Consider the following 18,435-nt stretch of genomic DNA (forward strand, 5'->3'; position numbering starts at 1 on the left):
CTCGAAAGAGTTGGGCGTTGGGCGCGGCCGAACGGGAGGCGTCGTGTAACCGCTCCCGCCCGACCGCAGTCGGTGTCGCGGACGTGCTCAGCCGATAAGGCATGGCCCGCGTGGTCTGGCTAGACGGCGCCCGCTCGGTGCGACGGTTGATCCGCGAGCAGGACGTCGCGCAGCGCCGCACGGAGCTGCCCGGCCTCAACGTTGGTCAGCCGAGCGAGTCGCCCGCCTGGCAGCTCGATTTCGACGTCCGCGGAAGTGCGCCGCCGTAGGTGCAGTGCGGACCTCTGGCCGTCGCCGTCGCGGCAGTGGACCCTGCGGTGCTGCCAACCCAGCCGACGAAGCAAGGCGGCGGCGGGCAGGGTGGGACTTGGCCGCCTCATGAGCCTTCGGTCTTCCTGATCAAGCCGAGGCCGTGGGTCCCGGCGGTCGCGATCGCATACCTCAGGACCCGGTTGGGGGGCTGGCGCGGCGCGCGGCGGTGCGCACCCGCGTAGGCGGACTCGGCTCGTTGCCGTCGCCGCCATGCCATCCGCAGCAGGCAACAGATGAAGGTCAGCGCGGCGCTCGCCGTTATGCCCAAGGGGATCATGCGCCCTCGCCCTCGGCGGCGGGGATCGCGGCGGGACCAGATAGCGGGGTCATGGCCCCGCCGCGACATGACGACAGATCAGGGCGCTCCTCGGCGATTGGGGGAAGGTCGCCAAGGTTCTGCTCTGCCGTGCTCGTCGTGTCCGTGGTTGTTACGGCGTCAGATGTGGCCGACATGGGCGCGGCTACCACCTCAGTGGCTTTCACGACGGCAGAGCGGAACTCCACGGCGGCCCCGTAGTCGAGGATCGCGCTCCCCCCTGAGGGAGTCACGACTACCACCTCCGAGTCGCGCACGGCAACACGCAGCTCCCGTTCACGTCCGGTCACGTCACGGCACGCGATGGACCAGGATTCGGTGTTCGTCATTCGGCACCACCTCGCGCGGTGTCCCTACTCCATTCCCGTCGACACACCGGCTGCACGAACAAACACGACACAGCGAGCTGAGTCTTTGGGTATCGTGACGCGCGTGGCGCCACGAATCGCTGGAAGAGCATCAGTACTCCAATAGTCAGCGAGTCCCTAATTGATTTGTTGCGTCGGATTCTTATCCGCGCAGGTTTATTAAAGCCTTCTTGTAAGCCTCACGGTGTTAAGTACTTATGCGGTACCGGTTTGGCGGCGGTCCGTGGGCGCAGATTAGCTAAACATTCGTGATAGGTCCTGGTCCAGAGCGGATATGTGGCGGCGATGGGGCGTACATAGGTCGTTTCCCACGCTGACCTGCCCAGTTTTCGAAGCTTTGCGGATGGGAAATCAGCATCGGTGCACCTGCTGCCCAGCTCAATGCGCCTCCCGTTGGAGGTGCGGTTTGTCAAAGCGCTGATAATAGATTTCGAGATAGAGACGTTCGTCGGACTCGACGTACAGCCGACCTTGCTGGTCTAGCTCAAGGCTCCAAATCGCCACGTCAGCTTGCGCCGGCTCGGCGAACCACACGGCAGCGGCGGTGAACACGGCGGCGTAGTCGACGCCGCTAACGGTGTGAAGCTGAGCCGTAGTGACGGCATCGTGCGAGTGGGGCATGGATTTACTCCTCCATAGAGGCGTGTTGACGTCAGCGCTATACGCACGCCTGCGGCCGATTCCGGATCGTCTGACACGGGTTGCTGTGGGTGCACTCGCAGTTGGGTTACCAAGCGAGACGCCCACATCCGCGGACGCCGCTCATCCACCCCGCGCGGCGCACGTCCGTCCAGATTGCGGAGAAGCTAGTGAACGCTCGATGATCACCTGAAAGCCAGAGCGGCTAGTAGGCGACTATGAGGCGACCATGAGGCGTCACTGGGTCTGAACTGCGCAAATACCTTAATGTGGGCTCGTAGTCCGAATGGGTAAAGCTCATCGAGCGGGTGATCAGACTTGACGGATAGCTGGCTATCGTGACGTTGACCGACGGGTGAGGTGATGTTCATGGGGGACCAGCGAGTTGCCTTCGCTGACCGGCGCGAGCAGATGGGCTACACCCAAGAGAGCTTCGGAAGAGCAGTCGGGGTGGAGTTCTCAACCGTCGGGCGTTGGGAACGGGGCGCCTTGACTCCGCAGCCGTACCGACGGCCGCGCATTGCCCAGCTGCTCAAAGTGAGCCTGGCCGAGTTGGAGGTCCTGCTCTTCCCTTCCCGGCTGGCTCCGTCATCAGAGCTAACGGCGTCACCCCGGTATGCCCAGTCACTTGATGATGCCTTGAGTACCTTGGAAGCAGTAGTTCGCGTTGACAATGGGGCGGACACGAAGCCCAGTATGCGTGTCTTTGAGGGGCGCCTTCCTGCTCAGGCGGTCCGCGCATGGCGTTTAGGTGCGGAGGATTTCGATGTGCCGACGACCGGGGCCCCGGCAAGCGTGCGCGACATCGACGAGATCAAAGCGACGACCGCTGCGCTTGATCGCCTCGACCGCCAGTTTGGTGGAGACTACTGCCGCGGGTTGGCGGTAAAGTATCTAGTCAGCCGTGTTTTGCCAGTGCTTCGGAGGCCTGCATCTGATTCGGTGCGCCGCGAGCTATTCCAAGCCTCGGCAGTATTAGCCGAGGTTGTCGGATACATGGCTTATGACTCTCAGCTTCACCGTCTCGCGCAGCACTATTTTATACACTCTCTCCGGCTTGCCAAAGAAGCGGGTAATCCTGCATATGGATCGTTCGTTTTCGCCACCATGAGCCATCAGGCGTTATACCTTGATCGACCTGACCAGGCGTTGACCCTTGCGCGGGCTGCACAGGAGACTGCATCGTCCGGCTCCATCGCGGCAGTAAAGACCGAAGCGGCCATGCTCGAAGCAACTGCATCAGCGGCCCTTGGTGATTACAGGGGGAGTACCGAGGCCCTACGTCGAGGTGAGAAGTCGTACGACCATCACGGTTCAGCAGAAGAAACGCCCTACTGGATGGCCCACTGGGACGACGCGGTGCTTGCGAGCTTCGCCAGCTCGGCGTGGCTAGAGCTAGGCGATGTCCGCGCGGCGGAACCGTACTTGGAGGTCTTGGCGGGCAGGACCCAGGGGCAGGTGCGTCGCGAGGTTTTCGCAGCTGGGCAACGCGCTAAGGCTGCCCTGCTCGAACAGGATGTGGAGCGATGTGCTCACTATGGCACGATGGCGGCTGAAGCCGCTGCGGCCGCCAACTCGAAGCGCTCGCATCACATCGTCCGCGACCTGCTCAGCCAGCTTGAAGGGCATCGGCAGCTGCGGCCTGTACGCGAGTTGACAGAGACGGTGGCCACGCTCCTACCAAGTGAGGCACCTTGACGCATGAGCAGCCCAGTCACTGCGGCGATCGCACGGTCTTCCAGCACGACTTGAAGGACGAAGGCGATCCAGAGCCTGAGTTCAACGTGGGAATCGCCGAGCGGCTGCCGCGAAAGAACGTTGCAGCCGGTGTGCTCATCCGTGACGATTCGGGTCGGATCCTCTTCATATCACCGACCTACAAGCCGTTTCTGGACATACCGGGAGGCTTGACAGAGGACGAGGAATCGCCGCTTGCCGCTTGCTATCGCGAGGTTCAAGAGGAACTCGGGATCGATTTGCAGATCGGTCGGCAGCTACTTCTCGATTGGATGCCGACTCATGGCGTGTGGCGAGACAGTGTCCAGCTCATTTTTGACGGCGGTGTCCTAAGCGGCGAACAGATCGACGCGATTCGACCGGCGGCCAACGAGGTCAGCCGTCTTGAGTTCCTCCACGTTGACGCAGCCAAACAACACCTTCGCCCATCAATGGCTCGACGAGTGAGCCTGGCGCATCGAGCACTTCTTGAAGGTTCGACATATTATGCTGAGTTCGGTCGAATTCTGTAGCGGTGCGGTGGCTATAGAAATGATTCAGGCAGAGATGATTGAATCTGCTTAGTTCCAAACGGTTTGATGCTCGTGTAGCCACGTTGGTGGGTCCATGGCGCCGCTTTGGACGGCTTGGGCGATTCTGCGATCGCGGCTTCGCTGTTCGATCCATCGTGGTTTGCCGCGTCGGTGTGTCGTGCGGCTGCGGCGGCTTGCCCCGGCTCGAATTACTCTTTCGCGTCGCATGGCTTCGAACGCTTCGAGTGCCGTCGCTACCCGGCTGCTAACGAGTTGCTGGGCGAGGACAACTGCATCTTCGAGGGCTAGCGCTGCGCCTTGTTCTGTGGCTGGTGGGACGGCGTGGGCTGCGTCGCCGATGAGGACGATCTGGTCAGTGTGCCAGGTCGGCAGGGTGTCGAGCGTGCGCGTACTGGAGGGGAGGATGACAGTGGCGGCTCGGATGATGTCCACAGCTGGCGTACGGTCGCGCCGGAAGAGCTTCACGAGACGTTGGCGCCAGGTGCTGGTGTCGCGCGGCTCCTCTGGTGATAGAGGCTCTGGTGAAGCGATATTGGCATACCAGTAGATGTCGCCGCCGGCCGTCGTGTAGCCAAACGTTGCCTTCCGCCCCCAGTAGATGTGAAAGGCGTCCGGCGACGGAGGTGCGGCGGTGCTCGCGGGGGCGTAGCCGTAGACGAGGTGGTTTCCGGCGTAGTGGGGTTCTGGCGCGGAGGGAAAGGTCAGCCTGCGGGTTGTGGAGTGGAGTCCGTCCGCGCCGATGAGCACGGTTCCTTCGGCAGTGGATCCGTCGTCGAAGGTTGCGATGACGCTGCCGGAGCGGCTCGTAGCGGCTATCAGGCGCTTGTTCATGGTGATGGCCGCTCCGCGGTCGGCGGCCGCGGAGCGCAGCACGCGGGCGAGGCGGGCGCGGGGCATCGTGCGGGGGACGTCGTCGTGTCCGTTGCCGGTGAAGGAGACCGTGCCGAGATGTCGGCCGGTGCCCGAGCTGAGTTCGGTGTTGGCGACGGGGTAGGAGATGTCGGCGACGATGTCGTGTGCGTCGATGGCGCGCAGGGCGTTGAGACCGTTGCGTGGAAGACGTAGTGCGGCTCCGCTGTAGTCGCCTCCGTCGTGCCGAGCTTCATAGACTTCGGCTGTGATGCCGGCCTTGCGCAGCGCGATGGCGGCTGCGGATCCTGCGATGCCGCCGCCGACGATGATCGCGTGATGCGTCACGCGGCCCTCCCTGAGGTAGCTGAGTGTCTGGCAGCAAAAGCACGTGAGAGCGCTACGAGTTCGTCGACCTCGTCGTGTGCTGAGTTGGTGTCCGGGATTGCGAGAGGGACGGCCCGCTGATGCTCACCGTGGTCGTTGGGGGATCCGTGGAGCGCTTCGGCGATGAGCTCTGACAGCGGTGTGTCGGCTGGGTGATCTTCGCGGAGCTTCGCTACGCGTGGGCTGATTCGGACGAGTCCGTCTCGGCATTCGATCATCCGACGGTAGTAGCGCCGGTGTACGTCCCATACGCGGAGGGAGTCCCACGGCGTGGTGGAGGCACGGAGAAATTCATCTTCAGGGAATGCGCGGTGGAGAGCTGTCCACAATGGCTCAAGTGCTTCGTAGGCGCGACGTTGCCGCCACCAGATACGTATGGCGGTCAGCCGCATGCGGGCCGCCGGATAGAGGAGGCCGCCGACGATCGCGACGATGCCGGTGAACGAAAGCGTCCCGTTCACGCCGACTATGTCCATGAACAGGGTCCCGGTGAACCAGTATTCGACGTCGATCGCGGCGAATATTCCGCTGGTCACCGCAACCAGGACGAAGCCGACGGCTGCGACGCGGAGTCCCATGCTCAGCCGTCGTTCGGCCTGGCGCGCGTAGCGCAGTGCCGAGACCGCGCATGCTGCGAGCGCGCAGCCCATGAAGAGATTGGCGGCGAAGTAGATGATCGACATGTGCGGAACGGACCGTGACGCCGGCGCCGAGGCGGCCGTGCCGATCATGACGAGTTCGGCGGTGACGAGCACCATCAGGTTGCGACGAGTGCGGCGTTTGGCCACCTGTCGAGGCAGCGTCGCCGCATCGAAGAAGAACAGGAGGGAGAAAACAGCGGCCGACGTGGGAGCGTGCCATGCGACGGCAGACCACACCGGACCCCCGCGCACGAGCGACGCATCGCCGACTATGTCACGCAGGATGCGCCCAATAAGTGCGAAGGCTAGGAAGCCGACGATGCCCTGGAGGGGGAGGTTCCACGGTTGCCGGCTGAGCTGATAGCCCTTCCAGACGAGGCCGCCGAAGAGGCAGCAGATCAGCGCGGCGCTGATGAGCCAGCTCATAGCCAGCCGATCCGGGCCCCGAGGGCTGTGTCCATGCCGCGCGCGGCTCCGTCAGAGGGCCGTGGGGCCGCGATGTTCAGGATGGACCCCCATTCGAGGATGATCGTCGCGACTGCTTCGGCTTCCCGTTCGTGTTCGGTGTCGTAGGCAGTTCTCCGGAGCGCTCGTCTCACCGCGTCATCACCGATATCCGGGTACTGCTCGCTCAGTGACTGTGTGCCTGGCGTTGTGAGCCCCTCGGGAAGGACGTCGCTGTCGAGAGCGCCCTGATGGCCGCCGAGGATGTGGCCGAGTTCGTGCAGGACGATGTGGTCCTGGTGCAGTTTGGACGTTTCCTGCTGGAAGAGGATGTAGTCCGCTTCTCGTGTGGAGATCCACATGCCGAAAGGGCCGGGGACTGGGATGGGATAGGCGATCAGACGGATCGGTTTGCCGCGGATCTCGCCCATCTGATGGCACAGCTCGGTGACGTCCAGGGGCGGGCGAATATCAAGCTTGCTCAGCATCTCACGACATTGTCGGCGTATGCGCCGTTCTGACATCCGCACCCTCCCTTCGCAGCTGCGACTTCAGGCAGCATCTCAGAAATCGCTACGGCCGGTCTGTCCTAGATGCTTGGAAGCCCTCCATCGGGTGGCGGAGGCCTCTCGGCTTGTTCTTGCTGGTAGACGAGTTCGAGCATGTCCTTTACCAGTTTCAGGCGTTCGGGTGACAGCTGACCGGCGCGCATCGCCAGCAGCTGAATCTCCTCATCACCCGAGACGCTGGCCATCCTGGCGCGCTCCGCCTTCAGCGCTTCCAGCTGCTGGTCGACTTGCCGCACCAACTCGTCGTCGTCATCGAAGAAGTATGCGACCGGGACCTCGAAGAAGGCAGCTAGCCCTTCCAGGTAGCTCTTCGTTGGATTGGTCTTCGTGCCGTTACGGAGTCCCCAGATGTAGCTCTGAGACGCTGTCCTGGCGTACCCACCGGCAACAATGAATTCGGCGGCCTGCTCGTTGCTGTACTCCTTGCCTTCTGATCGCTTCTTCGTCGCGAAGAGGTCGTTCAGCTTCGCGGCGAGCGTTCGCGTCGCTTGCTCTGCCACCCCAGGCCTCCATGACAACCGCCGTGTCTTCACTGATGAGACACCCAATCGGGTGATCACTTTCTCGTCAGTTGAAAAGTACTTTCTCCTGAGAATAGTCTCGGGGCTACGAAGTCTCAACTGAGGAGAAAGTTCGCCACCCAGGTGGGCTAGCGAACTTGGAGCCTCAAGGTCGGAGGAAGTTGATGGTGACCGCAATGGCGCCAGTGCAGGAGGCAGGTCCGGGCTCGCCCCGGCGCAGCGGGGCAAGAGCGGCTCGCGCCTAGCGCGGTCGATTGCTCTGCGGATGGGGAGGCGCAGATGCGACAAATCAACAGCTTTGCCGAGGCGGTACATCGGCTGCGCCGTGAGCGGGGAATGAGCCTGGGTGATGTGGCCGCGAAAGCTCGCTACAGCCCGAGCTACTTATCGAAGCTGCTCCACGGCCACCGGCGCCTTCTGCCGGAGGTCGTGCGGCAGATCGACACGGTCCTCGACGCGAAGGGGCAACTCGAACGCCTCGCCGAACAACAACGCTCCGAAGGGGCAGCGGGCGGGGACAAGCCGATGCAGTTGCCCGCCGAGGTCCCAGGCTTCGTCGGACGGGCAGATGCCCTGCGCACGATGGACGCCGCATTCGCGAGCCGGGCAGAGGAGGGCGCCCACACGATAGTGATCGAGGGAGGCTTCTGGGTCGGGAAAACGGCCCTGGCAGTGCACTGGGTCGCCCGAAACCTGGATCGGTTTCCCGGCGGCTGCCTCTTCGCCGATATGCGCGGGCTCGGCCCTGGTGCACCCAGGACGCCGGAGGAGGTACTCGACGGCTTCTTGCAGGCATTGGGCGCCGGTCAGGCACACCTGAACGGCGCGCTAGAGGTCCGGGCCGCACGATTCCGATCGATCCTCGCCGAACGCCCCGCCGTGGTGGTCCTCGACAACATCGCAGATTACAGCCAGGTGCGGCATCTGCTGCCCGGCGGCGGCAGTGTCGTCGTTGCTACCAGCCGCGAGCACCAAGCCACCCTGCTGCTGCGGACTGGCGGCGTGTCGCTCGACCTGCCCGCCTTGCCAGTCGCCGACGCACTGACCTTGCTCGCAAGCCGAGCCTGCCGTCATCGGCTAGCCGCGGACCCCGTGGCTGCGGAAGCGGTCGTACGGCGCTGCGGCCGACTGCCCATGGCGGTCCTGATCGTCGCTGAACACGTCCAACAGCGGCCAGGTAGCAGCTTGGGCAAGATCGCTGCCCAGCTGGCGACCGACCGGCAGCGGCTGGAACTTTTCACCTCACCGGATCCCACGGTCAACATCCATGGCGTGATCGACCTGTCCTACCTCGCTCTGCCACCGGCTGCGGCACGGCTGTTCCGCCTGCTGGGGATCAGCCCCGCGTACACCGTCAGTGCGGGCTCCGCTGCCGTCCTCGCCGACATCGAACCCGACCGCGCGGAATCACTTCTCACCGTGCTTCGGCAGGCTCACCTGGTAACGCCCACGCCGGATGGTCGCTACCGCATCGACTACCTTCTCCGGGCGTACGCACATCAGCGCGCCATGGTCGAGGAACACCTCCGCGATATCGAGAGGGCCCAAGACCGGGTTCTCAGGTGGTACACGGCACGAGCGCTTGCCGCCAACAACTCGCTCATCCCGAACTGGCGTGACTCGACGATCAACAGCCTGCTCGCGGAGTTCGACCAAAACAGGACTGGCTTCGACGAGGCGATGTCATGGTGTCAGAACGAGGTCGCGACCGCTCTGCAAATCGCGAAGAACACCCGCAGCCACCTCGCGAAGGACCTCCTGTGGGCCCTGCCGACGGCATTTCTCCCATACTTCGCCATCACTCGCAGCTGGACGGACTGGCTCATTGCCGCCAACGACGGACTCGACGCCGCGGCCGCTGCGGAAAGCGCCGCAGGTACCGCTCGCAGCCTGCAGGTCCTCGGCTGGGCCGAGCGTGACCTCGGCCGGACGACTGAAGCTATCTCACATCTCACGCAAGCCCTCGAGCTTTTCACCGGGCTGGGCGACGAGCTGCCCGCGGCATGGAGCGCACATGGCTTGGCACTCGCCCTCGCCGATAGTCGGCGGCACGGAGACGCGATCGCTCAGTTCCTCGCGGCGGACGACCGGTTGCAGGCACTTCACCACGGCATCGGCGTCGTCATGAACCGGGCGGCACTCGCGCTTGCTTTCCACGAGGTCGGTGATCGCGAGCGAGCCATCGACACCGCGCGCGAGGCACTGAGCCTCGCACAAAGGCACAACTCTGACGGCATCCACAGCCTTGCGCACCACAGTCTCGGCCTTCTGCTGCAGCGCAGAGGTGAACATAGGACGGCTCTAACGCACTTCGACTCCGCAGCCTCCCTTCGGCAGGGTCCGTGGCAACAATGGAACCTTGCTGACACGCTGATCGCCCGAGCGGATTCCCTGCTAGTCCTGAGACTTCGCCCGCAGGCTTCTGCCGCCTTCGAAAAAGCCGCCGATATACTAGAAATCCTCCGCGACTCCCGAGCCCACGAAGTTCGCGCGCGCGCCGTGTTGAGCGGAAAGCCTGAGTAGGCAGCGAAGAACGAGGCTGCAGGTGCAGTACGTCGCTTTCTTTTGTTGGTGCGGTAAAGCGTCGTAGGCGCGGTTTAGCGTCTTGGTTCGAGCTGGTCGTGCTGCCAATCTGGGCACGCACTCTCTAGTCTATAAATCTGGCATTTAGCGGAGACCGGTAATAAAAGGCTGGCTGTGCAGCGCCCAGCGCCCAGCGCCCAGTGCCCAGCGCCTTGTTGTCGTGTGAAGTCCAGCTTCCTTCCTAATTGATGAAAACCGTTTCCGCCTTGACAGGGTCATGGCAAGATCAACACAGAATCGGCACAACGTTGTGCTCGCCTGGCGGGTTCCCGTATTTCGCGTAGTGATGGATAGTTAATGGCAGAACAAGGCGGGTCGTTGCGGATCAGTTTCATTTAGTCTGCGCATGATCGGCGGCTCAAAGTTCTGCTATTTCACTTCCATTACTCTCAAAGGTTGAGGATATGCTTGGAATTTTGCGGAATCGTGCGGTTCGATATGGTCTGGCTGGAGCGATCGCTGCGCTCGCGGTCGCGGGGTCAGGTGTGACGGCGAACGCTGCCACGACAAGGGAAGCGGCGGCTCGCGGTCCCGTCACCGTCAGCGAGGGATGTGGCTATCTGGGCTGGGGAGAGTACCGGCACTGCGACGGTGGTACCGGATCCACAGTGATGCTGGACGTCGAGGATATCTGGGGCAATCTCTACCGCTACTGCGTCGGGCCCGGCAAGACCAATCTTCAGCCGGTCATCAGATGGCGGGTGACCGGTGCGTGGTGGAACGGAGGAACCCGCTGCATCCCAGGCTATTACGGCCCCGCGTGATCAAGACTGGCCAGAGCCGTCATCACCGGTCTGAGACTTGCTGATCGGCGGTTGCTCTGGCGCTCCGGGGAAGCAGGCACCCCGGACGCGGCGTGGCGGAATCCAAGCTCTCCGCCCCAGTTTGGCCCGTCACGCCGCACCCCTACTGCCCGCTCGGCAATAAGTGCTCCGTCGGTGTCACCGGGGGACCGACGGAAGCCGCTGGGGTGGCGCCCCTCCCCTCAAGCGCCACCCCAGCACCCCCGTAAGTGCACAGGGCCAGCAGGTAGGACAGCCTCGCTACCAGCTTTGTCAGGAAAGCAGGAAAGTACGATGACGAGCCAGGCACGCGTTGAGTCACATCCCACGGCGACAGGCGTTCTAACCGTTCGCCAGCACCATAACCAGCGCGCCCGCCAGAAGGCACGGTCCGAACGGCACTGCCACGGCACCGTCTTCAGCACGGCGTCGGACGCCGGGCACAGCGACCATGACCGACCCGAGCAGCGAGGCCGTAAGCAGCGCCCCGGCGACCTGGGCCCAGCCGATCCAACCGGCCACCAGACCGACCACGGCAGCGGCGCTGACGTCGCCGGCACCGATCCCTCCGCCGGTGGTCACGGCGAGAATAAGGAACAGTCCACCCGCAGCGACGAGTGCGGCAAGCGCTCGTGCACCCGGCGCGGGGTCGCGACGGACCAAACACAGCGCCGCGAACCCCACCATGGTGCTGGCAAGCAGAGGTCCCATCAAGGCCCGGGGAAGTCGGTGTTCGCACCAATCGATTACCGCCAGGGGAACCGCCAGGACGGTCACGAACCCGTAGACGGCGAGTTCGCCGCGTGCTCCTACTCGCCAGCCCAGCAAGCCGAGGGCGGCGGCCGTGAGCACCGCGCCGAACCACCACGTTGCGGCCAGCTTGCGCTCCTGACGCAGGAACCGGCGCGTGAGCCCGCTCGCCGCCGCACCGAGCACCAGGCCGGCTGCGGCGCCACAACTCCACCACCAGCTGCTCGCCATCAGCTGCACAAGTCCTCCACACCTCGTCTGATCACCTTGTACGCCATCCTGCCCGTCCGATCTTCAGGCCGACCGGCTCTCAACCCAACGGGTGAACTTCACGCGAGAGCTGCTGTCCGGAGCGCCATCACCACGAAAGTCGTTCTCGAGGCGGACCCGCTGCTGTGGAGCGTCACGGCGATGCGGCTCGCCCACACTGATCTGCGATCGTCGACAAAACGGGGGACCGCTATGACCCACTGCCGCAGCACCCGCCTCGCCCTGGCCGGCCTTGCCGCTGCGGCCGGACTTTGCTTGAGCGCCTGCAGCTCGGACGACAGTACAACCCCGGCATCCGCGCCGTCAGTTCCGCCAATCGCGCCCAGCGCCACACCCGCCTCGCCCTCCGAAATCGCCAAGCAGAAGGCCGCTACCGCCTACCTGGGCATGTGGAGCGACATGGCTGAAGCCGCGACAACCTCTGACTGGCAATCACCAAAACTGGCTCAAAACGCTACAGGCGAGGCGCTGCAGACCATTTCCCGAAGTTTGTACGCCGATCACTACAATGGCCTTGTCACAAAAGGGCAGCCTGTCAATTACCCGAAGCCATCTTCGGTAGAGCCGCTGGACAACCCGACTTCGGTCACAATCACCGACTGCGGCGACTCGACAAACTGGCTCAAGTACCGGGCTGAAAATGGTCAACCAGCCAACGACGGGCCAAGCGGACGCAGGCAAATCGAGGCCTTGGTGAAGAAGGCCGTCGACGGTTCTTGGAAAGTGACGACCTTTGCGGTACACGAGGTCGGATCATGCACCGGATAAGCAGGACCGCGCTGACGGCGGCCGCGGCGATCGTCCTTTGTCTCGCTGCGGCAAGTCCGGCTTTGGCCGACGGTTGGGGCAACGTCAGGTGCGGTGAAGCTGGAAACCCGTCCTGTGATCTCGGCGCTGGTCGTGGTGGCCACTCCGCTCCCATCCCTGGCCCAGCTCCCGGCCTGAAACCTGGTGGCCCGAAATCGCGGGCAGGCAACCAGGGCAAAGTCGCTCCGCCGCTCGGCGACCGGGTTGTCGGCGGCGACAACAACCAAGCCGATTGCTCGTACGTTCGCAGTAACTACCAGCCACCGGCAAACGGTGTGCAGACGATCCGCTTACACCGACACCGCTGGGGCTCTAATGCGGTGCAGTTCGTGTCACTGGCCGGTCCGAGGCCCCAGGATGTGGTGCCGGCGCAGGGGCCAGGAGGCGCTTGGTACGTCTATCAGTGTTCCGGTCAGGGGCAGCGGGACGCGCTCTACCGGGCGCCGGTGTGGATTCCCGAGGGTCAGGCACCGGGTGGCGCTTCGCTGCCCTCACCAGAAGAGTTGGCCGCGCAGGCGCGGTCGCAGCTGCAGTTGCCGAGTCCGGCGATCGCGTCGAGCCCAGCCGGAACTCAGCTCGTGCAGCTGCCGACGTGGCTGTGGTTGGACCGGGCAATGTGGCAGCCGCAGTCGGCGACGGCTGCGGTACCCGGGGTGTCGGTCACCGCGACCGCGACCCCGACCGGGGTGTCCTGGGCCATGGGCGATGGCAGCACTGTGTCCTGCGCTGGACCGGGCACACCGTTCCCCGCCCACGGGAATCCGCGGGCGGCGTCCCCCGATTGCGGCCACACCTACCTGCGTTCGTCGGCCGGTGCGCCGGGCGAGCGGTTTCCGGCCGTGGCGACGGTGTCGTGGCAGATCACGTGGTCGGGTGCCGGGGCGTCGGGCACGTTCCCGGACATGACTACCAGTGCGGCGGCGTCTTTCCGGGTCGCCGAAGCTCAAGCCTTGGGCACCGGATAACCCGGACGACGTTCCCAACTGAATCAGCAGTTTCCTCTTTCCTTTTCCTGACCGTGTATTCGCGGCGTCATTTGCTGGCCGGGTGAATACATGGTGCGGGCGAGCTATGCCTGGAGGGTTTCTCGTGACCAGTACTGACAGTCCCGCGCGCGGCGCCAGCGCGACCGGTGAGGCCCGGCCGGTGTCGTGGCTGGATTCCTCAGGTTCGCCGTCGAGGTCGGCTGTGCGTCGCGGTCGGCGGCGCCGGTTGCCGCATCTGGTGGCGGGGTTGCTGCTGGTGGTGCTGTGTGTCGGTGGCGCGGTGTGGTGGACGACCAGCACCCAGGACCGGGTTTCGGTGCTGGCGCTGGCGAAGCCGGTCCCGCTCGGGCACGTACTGACGCCTGCGGACCTGCGCAGCATCGATGTGTCCGCCGCGCCGGGCGTGGCTCTGATTCCGGCGAATCGGGCGGCGAGTGTGCTGGGGAGGCCGATGGCGACCAGCCTCGGCGCGGGAACGCTGCTGACGCCGGACGCGGTGGGCGCTGCCGCGCTCCCCGCGGTGGGCCGGGCGGTGGTCGCGGTCGTCGTGAAACCGGGGCAGGCCCCGCCCGAGCTGGCTGCCGGGGCCCCGGTGACCGTCGTCGTCACCGCCGCCACGGCGGCAGGAACCTTGGCCACCGGACAGACACCGGGAATGTCCTGGCGTGCCACGGTTGTCGGGACCGCCCCGGCGGGCACAGACCAGACGACCGTGGTGTCCCTGGATCTCGACACCGTCGGTGCGTCGCAACTGGCTCAGGTCCCGGCCGGGCAGCTGGCGTTGGTGATGCAACCGGCGGGCGGTGAGCGGTGATGCTGATCGCCTTGTGTTCGGTGAAAGGTTCGCCGGGCGTGACCACTCTGGCCGTCGCGCTGGCCATGACGTGGCCGCACGCCGAGAGCACGCGCCGTCTGGTCGCCGAGGTCGACCCGTCCGGGGGCGATCTGGCGATGCGGTTCGGCCTTCCGGCCACGCCGGGGCTGGTGAGCCTAGCTGCTGCGGCACGCCGCACCCGTGATCCCGCCGTGGCGTGGGAGCACACCCAGGCCCTGCCCGGTGGCGCCCGCGCGCTGGTGGCTCCGCCAGGTGGCACGCACGCGCGTGCCGCACTGTCCACCCTGATCGCCGCCCCTGACGCGCCACCGCTGGCGCTCGCCGTGGCCCGCGAGCCAGGGGTGGTGGTGCTGGCCGATTGCGGGCGCGTCGATCCCGGTTCACCCGCCGAGGCGATCGCACGCCACGCCGACGCCCTGGTCCTCGTATCCGGCGCTCAGAGCGACGACCTCGCCCACACCGCGGCACGCCTGGGCGAGCTGGCCCGTTGGACACCGCGGCCGGCTCTTCTGCTCACGGGAGACGGCTATCCGACGGTGGATGTGGAACGTGAGCTGGGTGTACCGGCGATCGGGCGTCTACCGCACGACCCGGTCGCTGCCGCCACGCTGACCGGCCACCGGCCGCCACCGGCCCGCCGCCGCGGCAACAACGGTGGCCTTGCCCGCCACGCCGCTGCTCTCGCCCGCACCCTGGCCGAACCCGCCGGTCCCACAGCCTCACCACCGGCGACCACGCCGACCGGAGTCCCAGGCCAGCAGGTGCGCCGGCCCGGTGGCGTGCTCATCACCCCGCCCGGTCCACTTCCGGCGTCCGCGCCGCCGCGGGTGATTGATCCGCGGCACAACGGCCATCAGCCCAGCATCGCCGGGAAGGAGCCACTGGCATGACTCAGACCCATCACCCAGCCGCACTATCCGCCGCGACCGGCCCGAAGGACGCCGAACAGCGGCTGCGCGCCCGGCTCCGGCAGGCGCTGACCACGGACCTGCCCGGCCGCGTCGAGGACCTGTCCCGTACGAGCGGCGGTGCGTCGAGCGTGGCGCGGCGCCGCGAGGTAGGCCGCGAAGTCCTCGACACCGCGGTAGCCCGGCACAGCGAGGCCGAGCTTCTGGCCGGACGTGCCCTGGTGGATTCAGCGACCGAGCAGCGGGTCGTCGACCAAGTTCTGGACGAGGTGTTCGGCTTGGGCGGTCTGCAGCCCCTGCTTGCGGATCGCTCGGTGGAGACGATCGCGGTCAACCGCTACGACAGGGTGTTCGTGCAGTACAACGACGGCCGCCGCGCCCAGGTAGCACCGGTGGCGGCGTCAAACCTCGAACTCACCGACCTGATCCGCACCCTCGCCGGGCGGGCGTCGTCGGAAGAGCGCAGGTTCGATCGTGGCAGTCCGGCGCTGAACCTCCAGCTCCCCGGCGGCGAGCGGCTCTTCGCGGTCCTCGGCCTGACGGCGGGTGGGGTGACGGCGTGCACGATCCGCCGGCACGGCTACCTCACCGCCACCCTTCCGCAGTTACGTCGCCGCGGCACGCTCGATGTCGGGCTGGAGCGGTTTCTGCGCGCGATGGTGCGGGCGCGGAAGAACGTACTGATTACCGGCGGCACCGGCGCCGGTAAGACCACGCTGCTGCGGGGGCTGGCCGCGGAGATGGACCCGCTGGAGCGGATCGTCACGGTCGAGGACGCCTTCGAACTCGGTCTCGACCGGGATTCCGAGCTGCACGCCGACGTCACCGCCTTGCAGGCCCGCGAACCCAACGTTGAGGGCGAGGGCGCCATCGATCAGGCGGAGCTGGTCCGCTGGGGCCTGCGGATGTCGCCGGACCGGGTCATCGTCGGCGAGATCCGCGGGTCTGAGGTCATTCCGATGTGCAACGCGATGTCGCAGGGCAATGACGGCTCCATGGCCACCCTGCACGCCAGTAGTTCGAAGATCGCGTTCACCCGCCTCGCCTCCTATGCCGCTCAAGGTCCGGAGCGGCTACCGCTGGAGGCCACTGCGCTGCTCGTGGCGAGCGCGGTGCATTTCGTGGTGCACCTCGACCGGGCCGTCGATCGGACGACGCGGGTGATCGCTTCGATTCGGGAGGTGATCGATGCCGAGGACGGGGCGGTGATCTCCAATGAGGTCTACCGCCGCGGCCCGGACCGCCGCGCCGTCCCGGTAGCGGGGGCCCTGCGTGCCGACACTCTCGACGACCTTGTCGCGGCCGGATTCGATCCGGACTTGCTGTCCCGTCCGGAGGGGTGGTGGACGCCATGAGCGTCGGCACCACGACCATGATCGCCGCCGCGCTCGGCTTGGGTGCCGCCGTCGGCCTGCTGCTGATCGTGACAGCCTGGCGCCGGCCCGCGGCGGTACCGCCGTCCTCGCGTCCTCACCCACTGCTGCGCTCCGCACGTGACCGGGCCGGCGACCGGCGGGTGCTGCTGCGCCTGGCTGTGGCTATCGGCGTGGGTGTACTGACCGGGGCCGCGACCGCGTGGATTGTCGGCGCGGTACTGGCCGCTGCGGCGGCGTGGTTCCTGCCCCGCCTGGTCGGCCCAGACCGCGCCCATACCCGCCGGGTCGCGCGGATCGAGGCGATCGCGTCGTGGACGGAGATGCTGCGCGACGTCCTGTCTGCCGCGGCGGGGCTCGAGCAAGCCATCCTCGCCACCGCCCCGCTCGCGCCCGCGGCGATCCACGGCGAGGTCGCCACGCTCGCCGGGAGGCTGGAAAGCGGGCAGCGCCTGGCGCCCGCGTTGCGGGCTCTCGCGCGCGAGCTGGACGACCTGACCGCGGACCTCATCCTCGCCGCCCTCGTCCTTGCGGCCGAGCACCAGGCCCGCCAGCTCGGCGACCTGCTCGGCTCTCTGGCCACCACCGCCCGCGAGCAGGCCGCGATGCGGATGCGCGTGGAGACCGGTCGTGCCCGGACCCGGACCTCGGTTCGGGTCATCGTCGCCACCACCCTCGCCTTCGCTGCCGGGGTCGTGGTGTTCAACCGGGCCTACCTCGACGTCTACAACACCGCCACCGGCCAGCTCGTCCTGCTGCTCATCGCGAGCCTGTTCGCGGCCGGGTTCGCCTGGCTCGCCCGGATCGCGACCGGCGGACGGCAACCACGGGTACTCGCCCTGGACGCCACCGGCGCGCGAGACGCCGCAGCGACCGCCGCGGGAGGTGAGCGCTCATGATCCCCGCCCTCGTGCTCGGCACAGGAGCCGGCGCCGGGCTGTGGCTGCTGCTGGCCTGGGCCATGCCACGTCGCCCGGCGCTGAGCGACCGGCTCGCGCAGGTCACCACCGGGCGGACGGCACCGCCGATCGTCCTCACCGGAGACGCCGCTTGGGTGCGCGCCTGGGGCCGCGCGTTCGTGCCCGGCCTGCGGATGCTCGGGCTGCCCGGTACGAAGATCGAGGCCGATCTGCGAGTCACCGGCCGCGGCACCGACACCCACTTGGCGTCCAAAGCCGTGCTCGCCACGTCCGGACTGCTGGCGCCGTGGCTCCTGCAAGCCTTGCTGGCCCTGGGCGGGCTGTCGCTGGGTGTAGAGGTGCCGCTGCTTGGTGGGCTCGTGCTCGCCGCGCTCGGCTTCCTGGCACCGGACCTCGAGGTCCGCGCCAAGGCCGTCCGGTCGCGGCGCGAGTTCCGCGACGCGCTCTCGGCCTTCCTCGACCTCGTCTGGATCACCCTCGCCGGGGGAGCCGGGGTCGAGGCCGCTCTCGGCGACGCCGCGGCCGTCGGGACAGGGCCGGCGTTCGACAAGATTCGCCGCGCCCTGCATGCCGCCCAGCTGACCCGCACCACCCCCTGGGCCACGCTGCGCCGGCTCGGCGAGGAACTCGGCATCACCGAGCTCGCCGAACTCGCCGCGTCGATCTCCCTGGCCGGGACCGAAGGTGCTCGCGTCCGCGCGTCCCTGGCGGCGAAAGCCCAAGCACTGCGGACTCACCAGGTCACCGACGCCGAAACCGATGCCCAGGCCGCCACCGAACGCATGGCCCTGCCAGTGACGTTGCTGTTCCTCGGATTCCTGGGATTCATCGCCTATCCCGCAGTCATCCAAGTCCTCAACGGGCTTTAGCCCGCGCGGAGTCACGGTGAGAAGCCTTGCATGGAA

At 66.3% G+C, this 18,435-nt stretch carries 20 protein-coding genes; 12 read left to right on the forward strand and 8 right to left on the reverse strand.

The features are described from left to right. The first annotated feature begins 110 nt into the window (after nucleotides 1–110). The gene (locus tag ACFWMR_RS04500; protein ID WP_378376947.1) at nucleotides 111–269 is read left to right on the forward strand and encodes a hypothetical protein; all 159 of its coding nucleotides are present in this window, start codon (nucleotides 111–113) and stop codon (nucleotides 267–269) included. Nucleotides 270–376: 107 nt separating this feature from the next. Here ACFWMR_RS04500 and ACFWMR_RS04505 read toward each other — a convergent pair whose 3' ends face one another. The 3 genes from ACFWMR_RS04505 to ACFWMR_RS04515 form a co-directional block, all read right to left on the reverse strand. Beyond that, nucleotides 377–589: a hypothetical protein gene (locus ACFWMR_RS04505; RefSeq protein WP_378376948.1), complete on the reverse strand. Its 213-nt coding sequence runs from the start codon at nucleotides 587–589 to the stop codon at nucleotides 377–379. After that, the gene (locus tag ACFWMR_RS04510) at nucleotides 586–957 is read right to left on the reverse strand and encodes a hypothetical protein (RefSeq protein ID WP_378376950.1); all 372 of its coding nucleotides are present in this window, start codon (nucleotides 955–957) and stop codon (nucleotides 586–588) included. Before ACFWMR_RS04510 ends, ACFWMR_RS04505 begins: the two co-directional genes overlap by 4 nt. Before the next feature lie 417 nt (nucleotides 958–1,374). After that, the gene (locus ACFWMR_RS04515) at nucleotides 1,375–1,617 is read right to left on the reverse strand and encodes a hypothetical protein (RefSeq protein WP_378376952.1); all 243 of its coding nucleotides are present in this window, start codon (nucleotides 1,615–1,617) and stop codon (nucleotides 1,375–1,377) included. Nucleotides 1,618–1,998: 381 nt separating this feature from the next. Here ACFWMR_RS04515 and ACFWMR_RS04520 point away from each other — a divergent pair, with 381 nt between their 5' ends. Next, nucleotides 1,999–3,333, forward strand: coding sequence for a helix-turn-helix domain-containing protein (locus tag ACFWMR_RS04520; RefSeq protein WP_378376954.1), 1,335 nt, complete (start codon nucleotides 1,999–2,001; stop codon nucleotides 3,331–3,333). Then, on the forward strand, nucleotides 3,330–3,884 hold the full coding sequence (locus ACFWMR_RS04525; RefSeq protein WP_378376956.1) for an NUDIX domain-containing protein: 555 nt from the start codon (nucleotides 3,330–3,332) through the stop codon (nucleotides 3,882–3,884). The genes ACFWMR_RS04520 and ACFWMR_RS04525 overlap by 4 nt, the downstream gene beginning before the upstream one ends. A gap of 48 nt (nucleotides 3,885–3,932) precedes the next feature. On the opposite strand, the gene ACFWMR_RS04530 is transcribed toward ACFWMR_RS04525, so the two are convergent. The 4 genes from ACFWMR_RS04530 to ACFWMR_RS04545 all read right to left on the reverse strand — a co-directional run bounded on the left by ACFWMR_RS04530 (nucleotide 3,933) and on the right by ACFWMR_RS04545 (nucleotide 7,295). Next, nucleotides 3,933–5,102, reverse strand: a complete 1,170-nt coding sequence (locus ACFWMR_RS04530; protein WP_378376958.1) for an FAD-dependent monooxygenase — start codon at nucleotides 5,100–5,102, stop codon at nucleotides 3,933–3,935. Beyond that, complete coding sequence (locus tag ACFWMR_RS04535) at nucleotides 5,099–6,208, reverse strand: MAB_1171c family putative transporter (protein ID WP_378376960.1); 1,110 nt, start codon at nucleotides 6,206–6,208, stop codon at nucleotides 5,099–5,101. Before ACFWMR_RS04535 ends, ACFWMR_RS04530 begins: the two co-directional genes overlap by 4 nt. Beyond that, nucleotides 6,205–6,750: a hypothetical protein gene (locus ACFWMR_RS04540; RefSeq protein WP_378376961.1), complete on the reverse strand. Its 546-nt coding sequence runs from the start codon at nucleotides 6,748–6,750 to the stop codon at nucleotides 6,205–6,207. Before ACFWMR_RS04540 ends, ACFWMR_RS04535 begins: the two co-directional genes overlap by 4 nt. A 65-nt stretch (nucleotides 6,751–6,815) precedes the next feature. Then, on the reverse strand, nucleotides 6,816–7,295 hold the full coding sequence (locus ACFWMR_RS04545; RefSeq protein WP_378376963.1) for an XRE family transcriptional regulator: 480 nt from the start codon (nucleotides 7,293–7,295) through the stop codon (nucleotides 6,816–6,818). Between the two features lie 300 nt (nucleotides 7,296–7,595). Here ACFWMR_RS04545 and ACFWMR_RS04550 point away from each other — a divergent pair, with 300 nt between their 5' ends. Both ACFWMR_RS04550 and ACFWMR_RS04555 read left to right on the forward strand, forming a co-directional pair. Further along, on the forward strand, nucleotides 7,596–9,839 hold the full coding sequence (locus ACFWMR_RS04550; RefSeq protein WP_378376965.1) for a helix-turn-helix domain-containing protein: 2,244 nt from the start codon (nucleotides 7,596–7,598) through the stop codon (nucleotides 9,837–9,839). Between the two features lie 464 nt (nucleotides 9,840–10,303). Beyond that, the gene (locus ACFWMR_RS04555; RefSeq protein WP_378376967.1) at nucleotides 10,304–10,663 is read left to right on the forward strand and encodes a DUF6355 family natural product biosynthesis protein; all 360 of its coding nucleotides are present in this window, start codon (nucleotides 10,304–10,306) and stop codon (nucleotides 10,661–10,663) included. A gap of 360 nt (nucleotides 10,664–11,023) precedes the next feature. On the opposite strand, the gene ACFWMR_RS04560 is transcribed toward ACFWMR_RS04555, so the two are convergent. Beyond that, nucleotides 11,024–11,662: a prepilin peptidase gene (locus tag ACFWMR_RS04560; RefSeq protein WP_378377107.1), complete on the reverse strand. Its 639-nt coding sequence runs from the start codon at nucleotides 11,660–11,662 to the stop codon at nucleotides 11,024–11,026. A 180-nt stretch (nucleotides 11,663–11,842) separates the two neighbouring features. Between ACFWMR_RS04560 and ACFWMR_RS04565 the strand changes: the two genes are divergently transcribed. From ACFWMR_RS04565 to ACFWMR_RS04595, 7 genes are all read left to right on the forward strand, one after another. Continuing rightward, nucleotides 11,843–12,469, forward strand: a complete 627-nt coding sequence (locus tag ACFWMR_RS04565; protein ID WP_378376969.1) for a hypothetical protein — start codon at nucleotides 11,843–11,845, stop codon at nucleotides 12,467–12,469. Between the two features lie 368 nt (nucleotides 12,470–12,837). Then, complete coding sequence (locus ACFWMR_RS04570) at nucleotides 12,838–13,473, forward strand: hypothetical protein (protein ID WP_378376970.1); 636 nt, start codon at nucleotides 12,838–12,840, stop codon at nucleotides 13,471–13,473. A 124-nt stretch (nucleotides 13,474–13,597) separates the two neighbouring features. Beyond that, nucleotides 13,598–14,308 (forward strand): SAF domain-containing protein, encoded by a 711-nt coding sequence (locus tag ACFWMR_RS04575; RefSeq protein WP_378376972.1) that lies wholly within the window; start codon nucleotides 13,598–13,600, stop codon nucleotides 14,306–14,308. A 38-nt stretch (nucleotides 14,309–14,346) separates the two neighbouring features. Next, nucleotides 14,347–15,219 carry a carbon monoxide dehydrogenase maturation protein gene (locus ACFWMR_RS04580; RefSeq protein WP_378376974.1) on the forward strand — a complete coding sequence of 291 codons (873 nt, stop codon included), beginning with the start codon at nucleotides 14,347–14,349 and terminating at the stop codon, nucleotides 15,217–15,219. Continuing rightward, complete coding sequence (locus ACFWMR_RS04585; RefSeq protein WP_378376976.1) at nucleotides 15,216–16,592, forward strand: CpaF family protein; 1,377 nt, start codon at nucleotides 15,216–15,218, stop codon at nucleotides 16,590–16,592. The genes ACFWMR_RS04580 and ACFWMR_RS04585 overlap by 4 nt, the downstream gene beginning before the upstream one ends. Further along, nucleotides 16,589–17,509 carry a type II secretion system F family protein gene (locus ACFWMR_RS04590; RefSeq protein WP_378376978.1) on the forward strand — a complete coding sequence of 307 codons (921 nt, stop codon included), beginning with the start codon at nucleotides 16,589–16,591 and terminating at the stop codon, nucleotides 17,507–17,509. Before ACFWMR_RS04585 ends, ACFWMR_RS04590 begins: the two co-directional genes overlap by 4 nt. Then, nucleotides 17,506–18,399: a type II secretion system F family protein gene (locus tag ACFWMR_RS04595; RefSeq protein WP_378376980.1), complete on the forward strand. Its 894-nt coding sequence runs from the start codon at nucleotides 17,506–17,508 to the stop codon at nucleotides 18,397–18,399. The genes ACFWMR_RS04590 and ACFWMR_RS04595 overlap by 4 nt, the downstream gene beginning before the upstream one ends. Nucleotides 18,400–18,435: the final 36 nt, after the last annotated feature.

The organism is Amycolatopsis thailandensis (assembly GCF_042723255.1).
Classification (GTDB): domain Bacteria; phylum Actinomycetota; class Actinomycetes; order Mycobacteriales; family Pseudonocardiaceae; genus Amycolatopsis; species Amycolatopsis thailandensis.

Excerpts from the sequence above, each read along its gene's own strand:
- ACFWMR_RS04515 (WP_378376952.1), bottom strand. The coding sequence starts at position 1,617 with ATGCCCCACTCGCACGATGCCGTCACTACGGCTCAGCTTCACACCGTT.
- ACFWMR_RS04560 (WP_378377107.1), bottom strand. The coding sequence starts at position 11,662 with ATGGCGAGCAGCTGGTGGTGGAGTTGTGGCGCCGCAGCCGGCCTGGTG.
- ACFWMR_RS04550 (WP_378376965.1), top strand. The coding sequence starts at position 7,596 with ATGCGACAAATCAACAGCTTTGCCGAGGCGGTACATCGGCTGCGCCGT.
- ACFWMR_RS04590 (WP_378376978.1), top strand. The coding sequence starts at position 16,589 with ATGAGCGTCGGCACCACGACCATGATCGCCGCCGCGCTCGGCTTGGGT.
- ACFWMR_RS04535 (WP_378376960.1), bottom strand. The coding sequence starts at position 6,208 with ATGAGCTGGCTCATCAGCGCCGCGCTGATCTGCTGCCTCTTCGGCGGC.
- ACFWMR_RS04565 (WP_378376969.1), top strand. The coding sequence starts at position 11,843 with ATGCGGCTCGCCCACACTGATCTGCGATCGTCGACAAAACGGGGGACC.
- ACFWMR_RS04585 (WP_378376976.1), top strand. The coding sequence starts at position 15,216 with ATGACTCAGACCCATCACCCAGCCGCACTATCCGCCGCGACCGGCCCG.
- ACFWMR_RS04505 (WP_378376948.1), bottom strand. The coding sequence starts at position 589 with ATGATCCCCTTGGGCATAACGGCGAGCGCCGCGCTGACCTTCATCTGT.
- ACFWMR_RS04540 (WP_378376961.1), bottom strand. The coding sequence starts at position 6,750 with ATGTCAGAACGGCGCATACGCCGACAATGTCGTGAGATGCTGAGCAAG.
- ACFWMR_RS04595 (WP_378376980.1), top strand. The coding sequence starts at position 17,506 with ATGATCCCCGCCCTCGTGCTCGGCACAGGAGCCGGCGCCGGGCTGTGG.
- ACFWMR_RS04555 (WP_378376967.1), top strand. The coding sequence starts at position 10,304 with ATGCTTGGAATTTTGCGGAATCGTGCGGTTCGATATGGTCTGGCTGGA.
- ACFWMR_RS04510 (WP_378376950.1), bottom strand. The coding sequence starts at position 957 with ATGACGAACACCGAATCCTGGTCCATCGCGTGCCGTGACGTGACCGGA.
- ACFWMR_RS04520 (WP_378376954.1), top strand. The coding sequence starts at position 1,999 with ATGTTCATGGGGGACCAGCGAGTTGCCTTCGCTGACCGGCGCGAGCAG.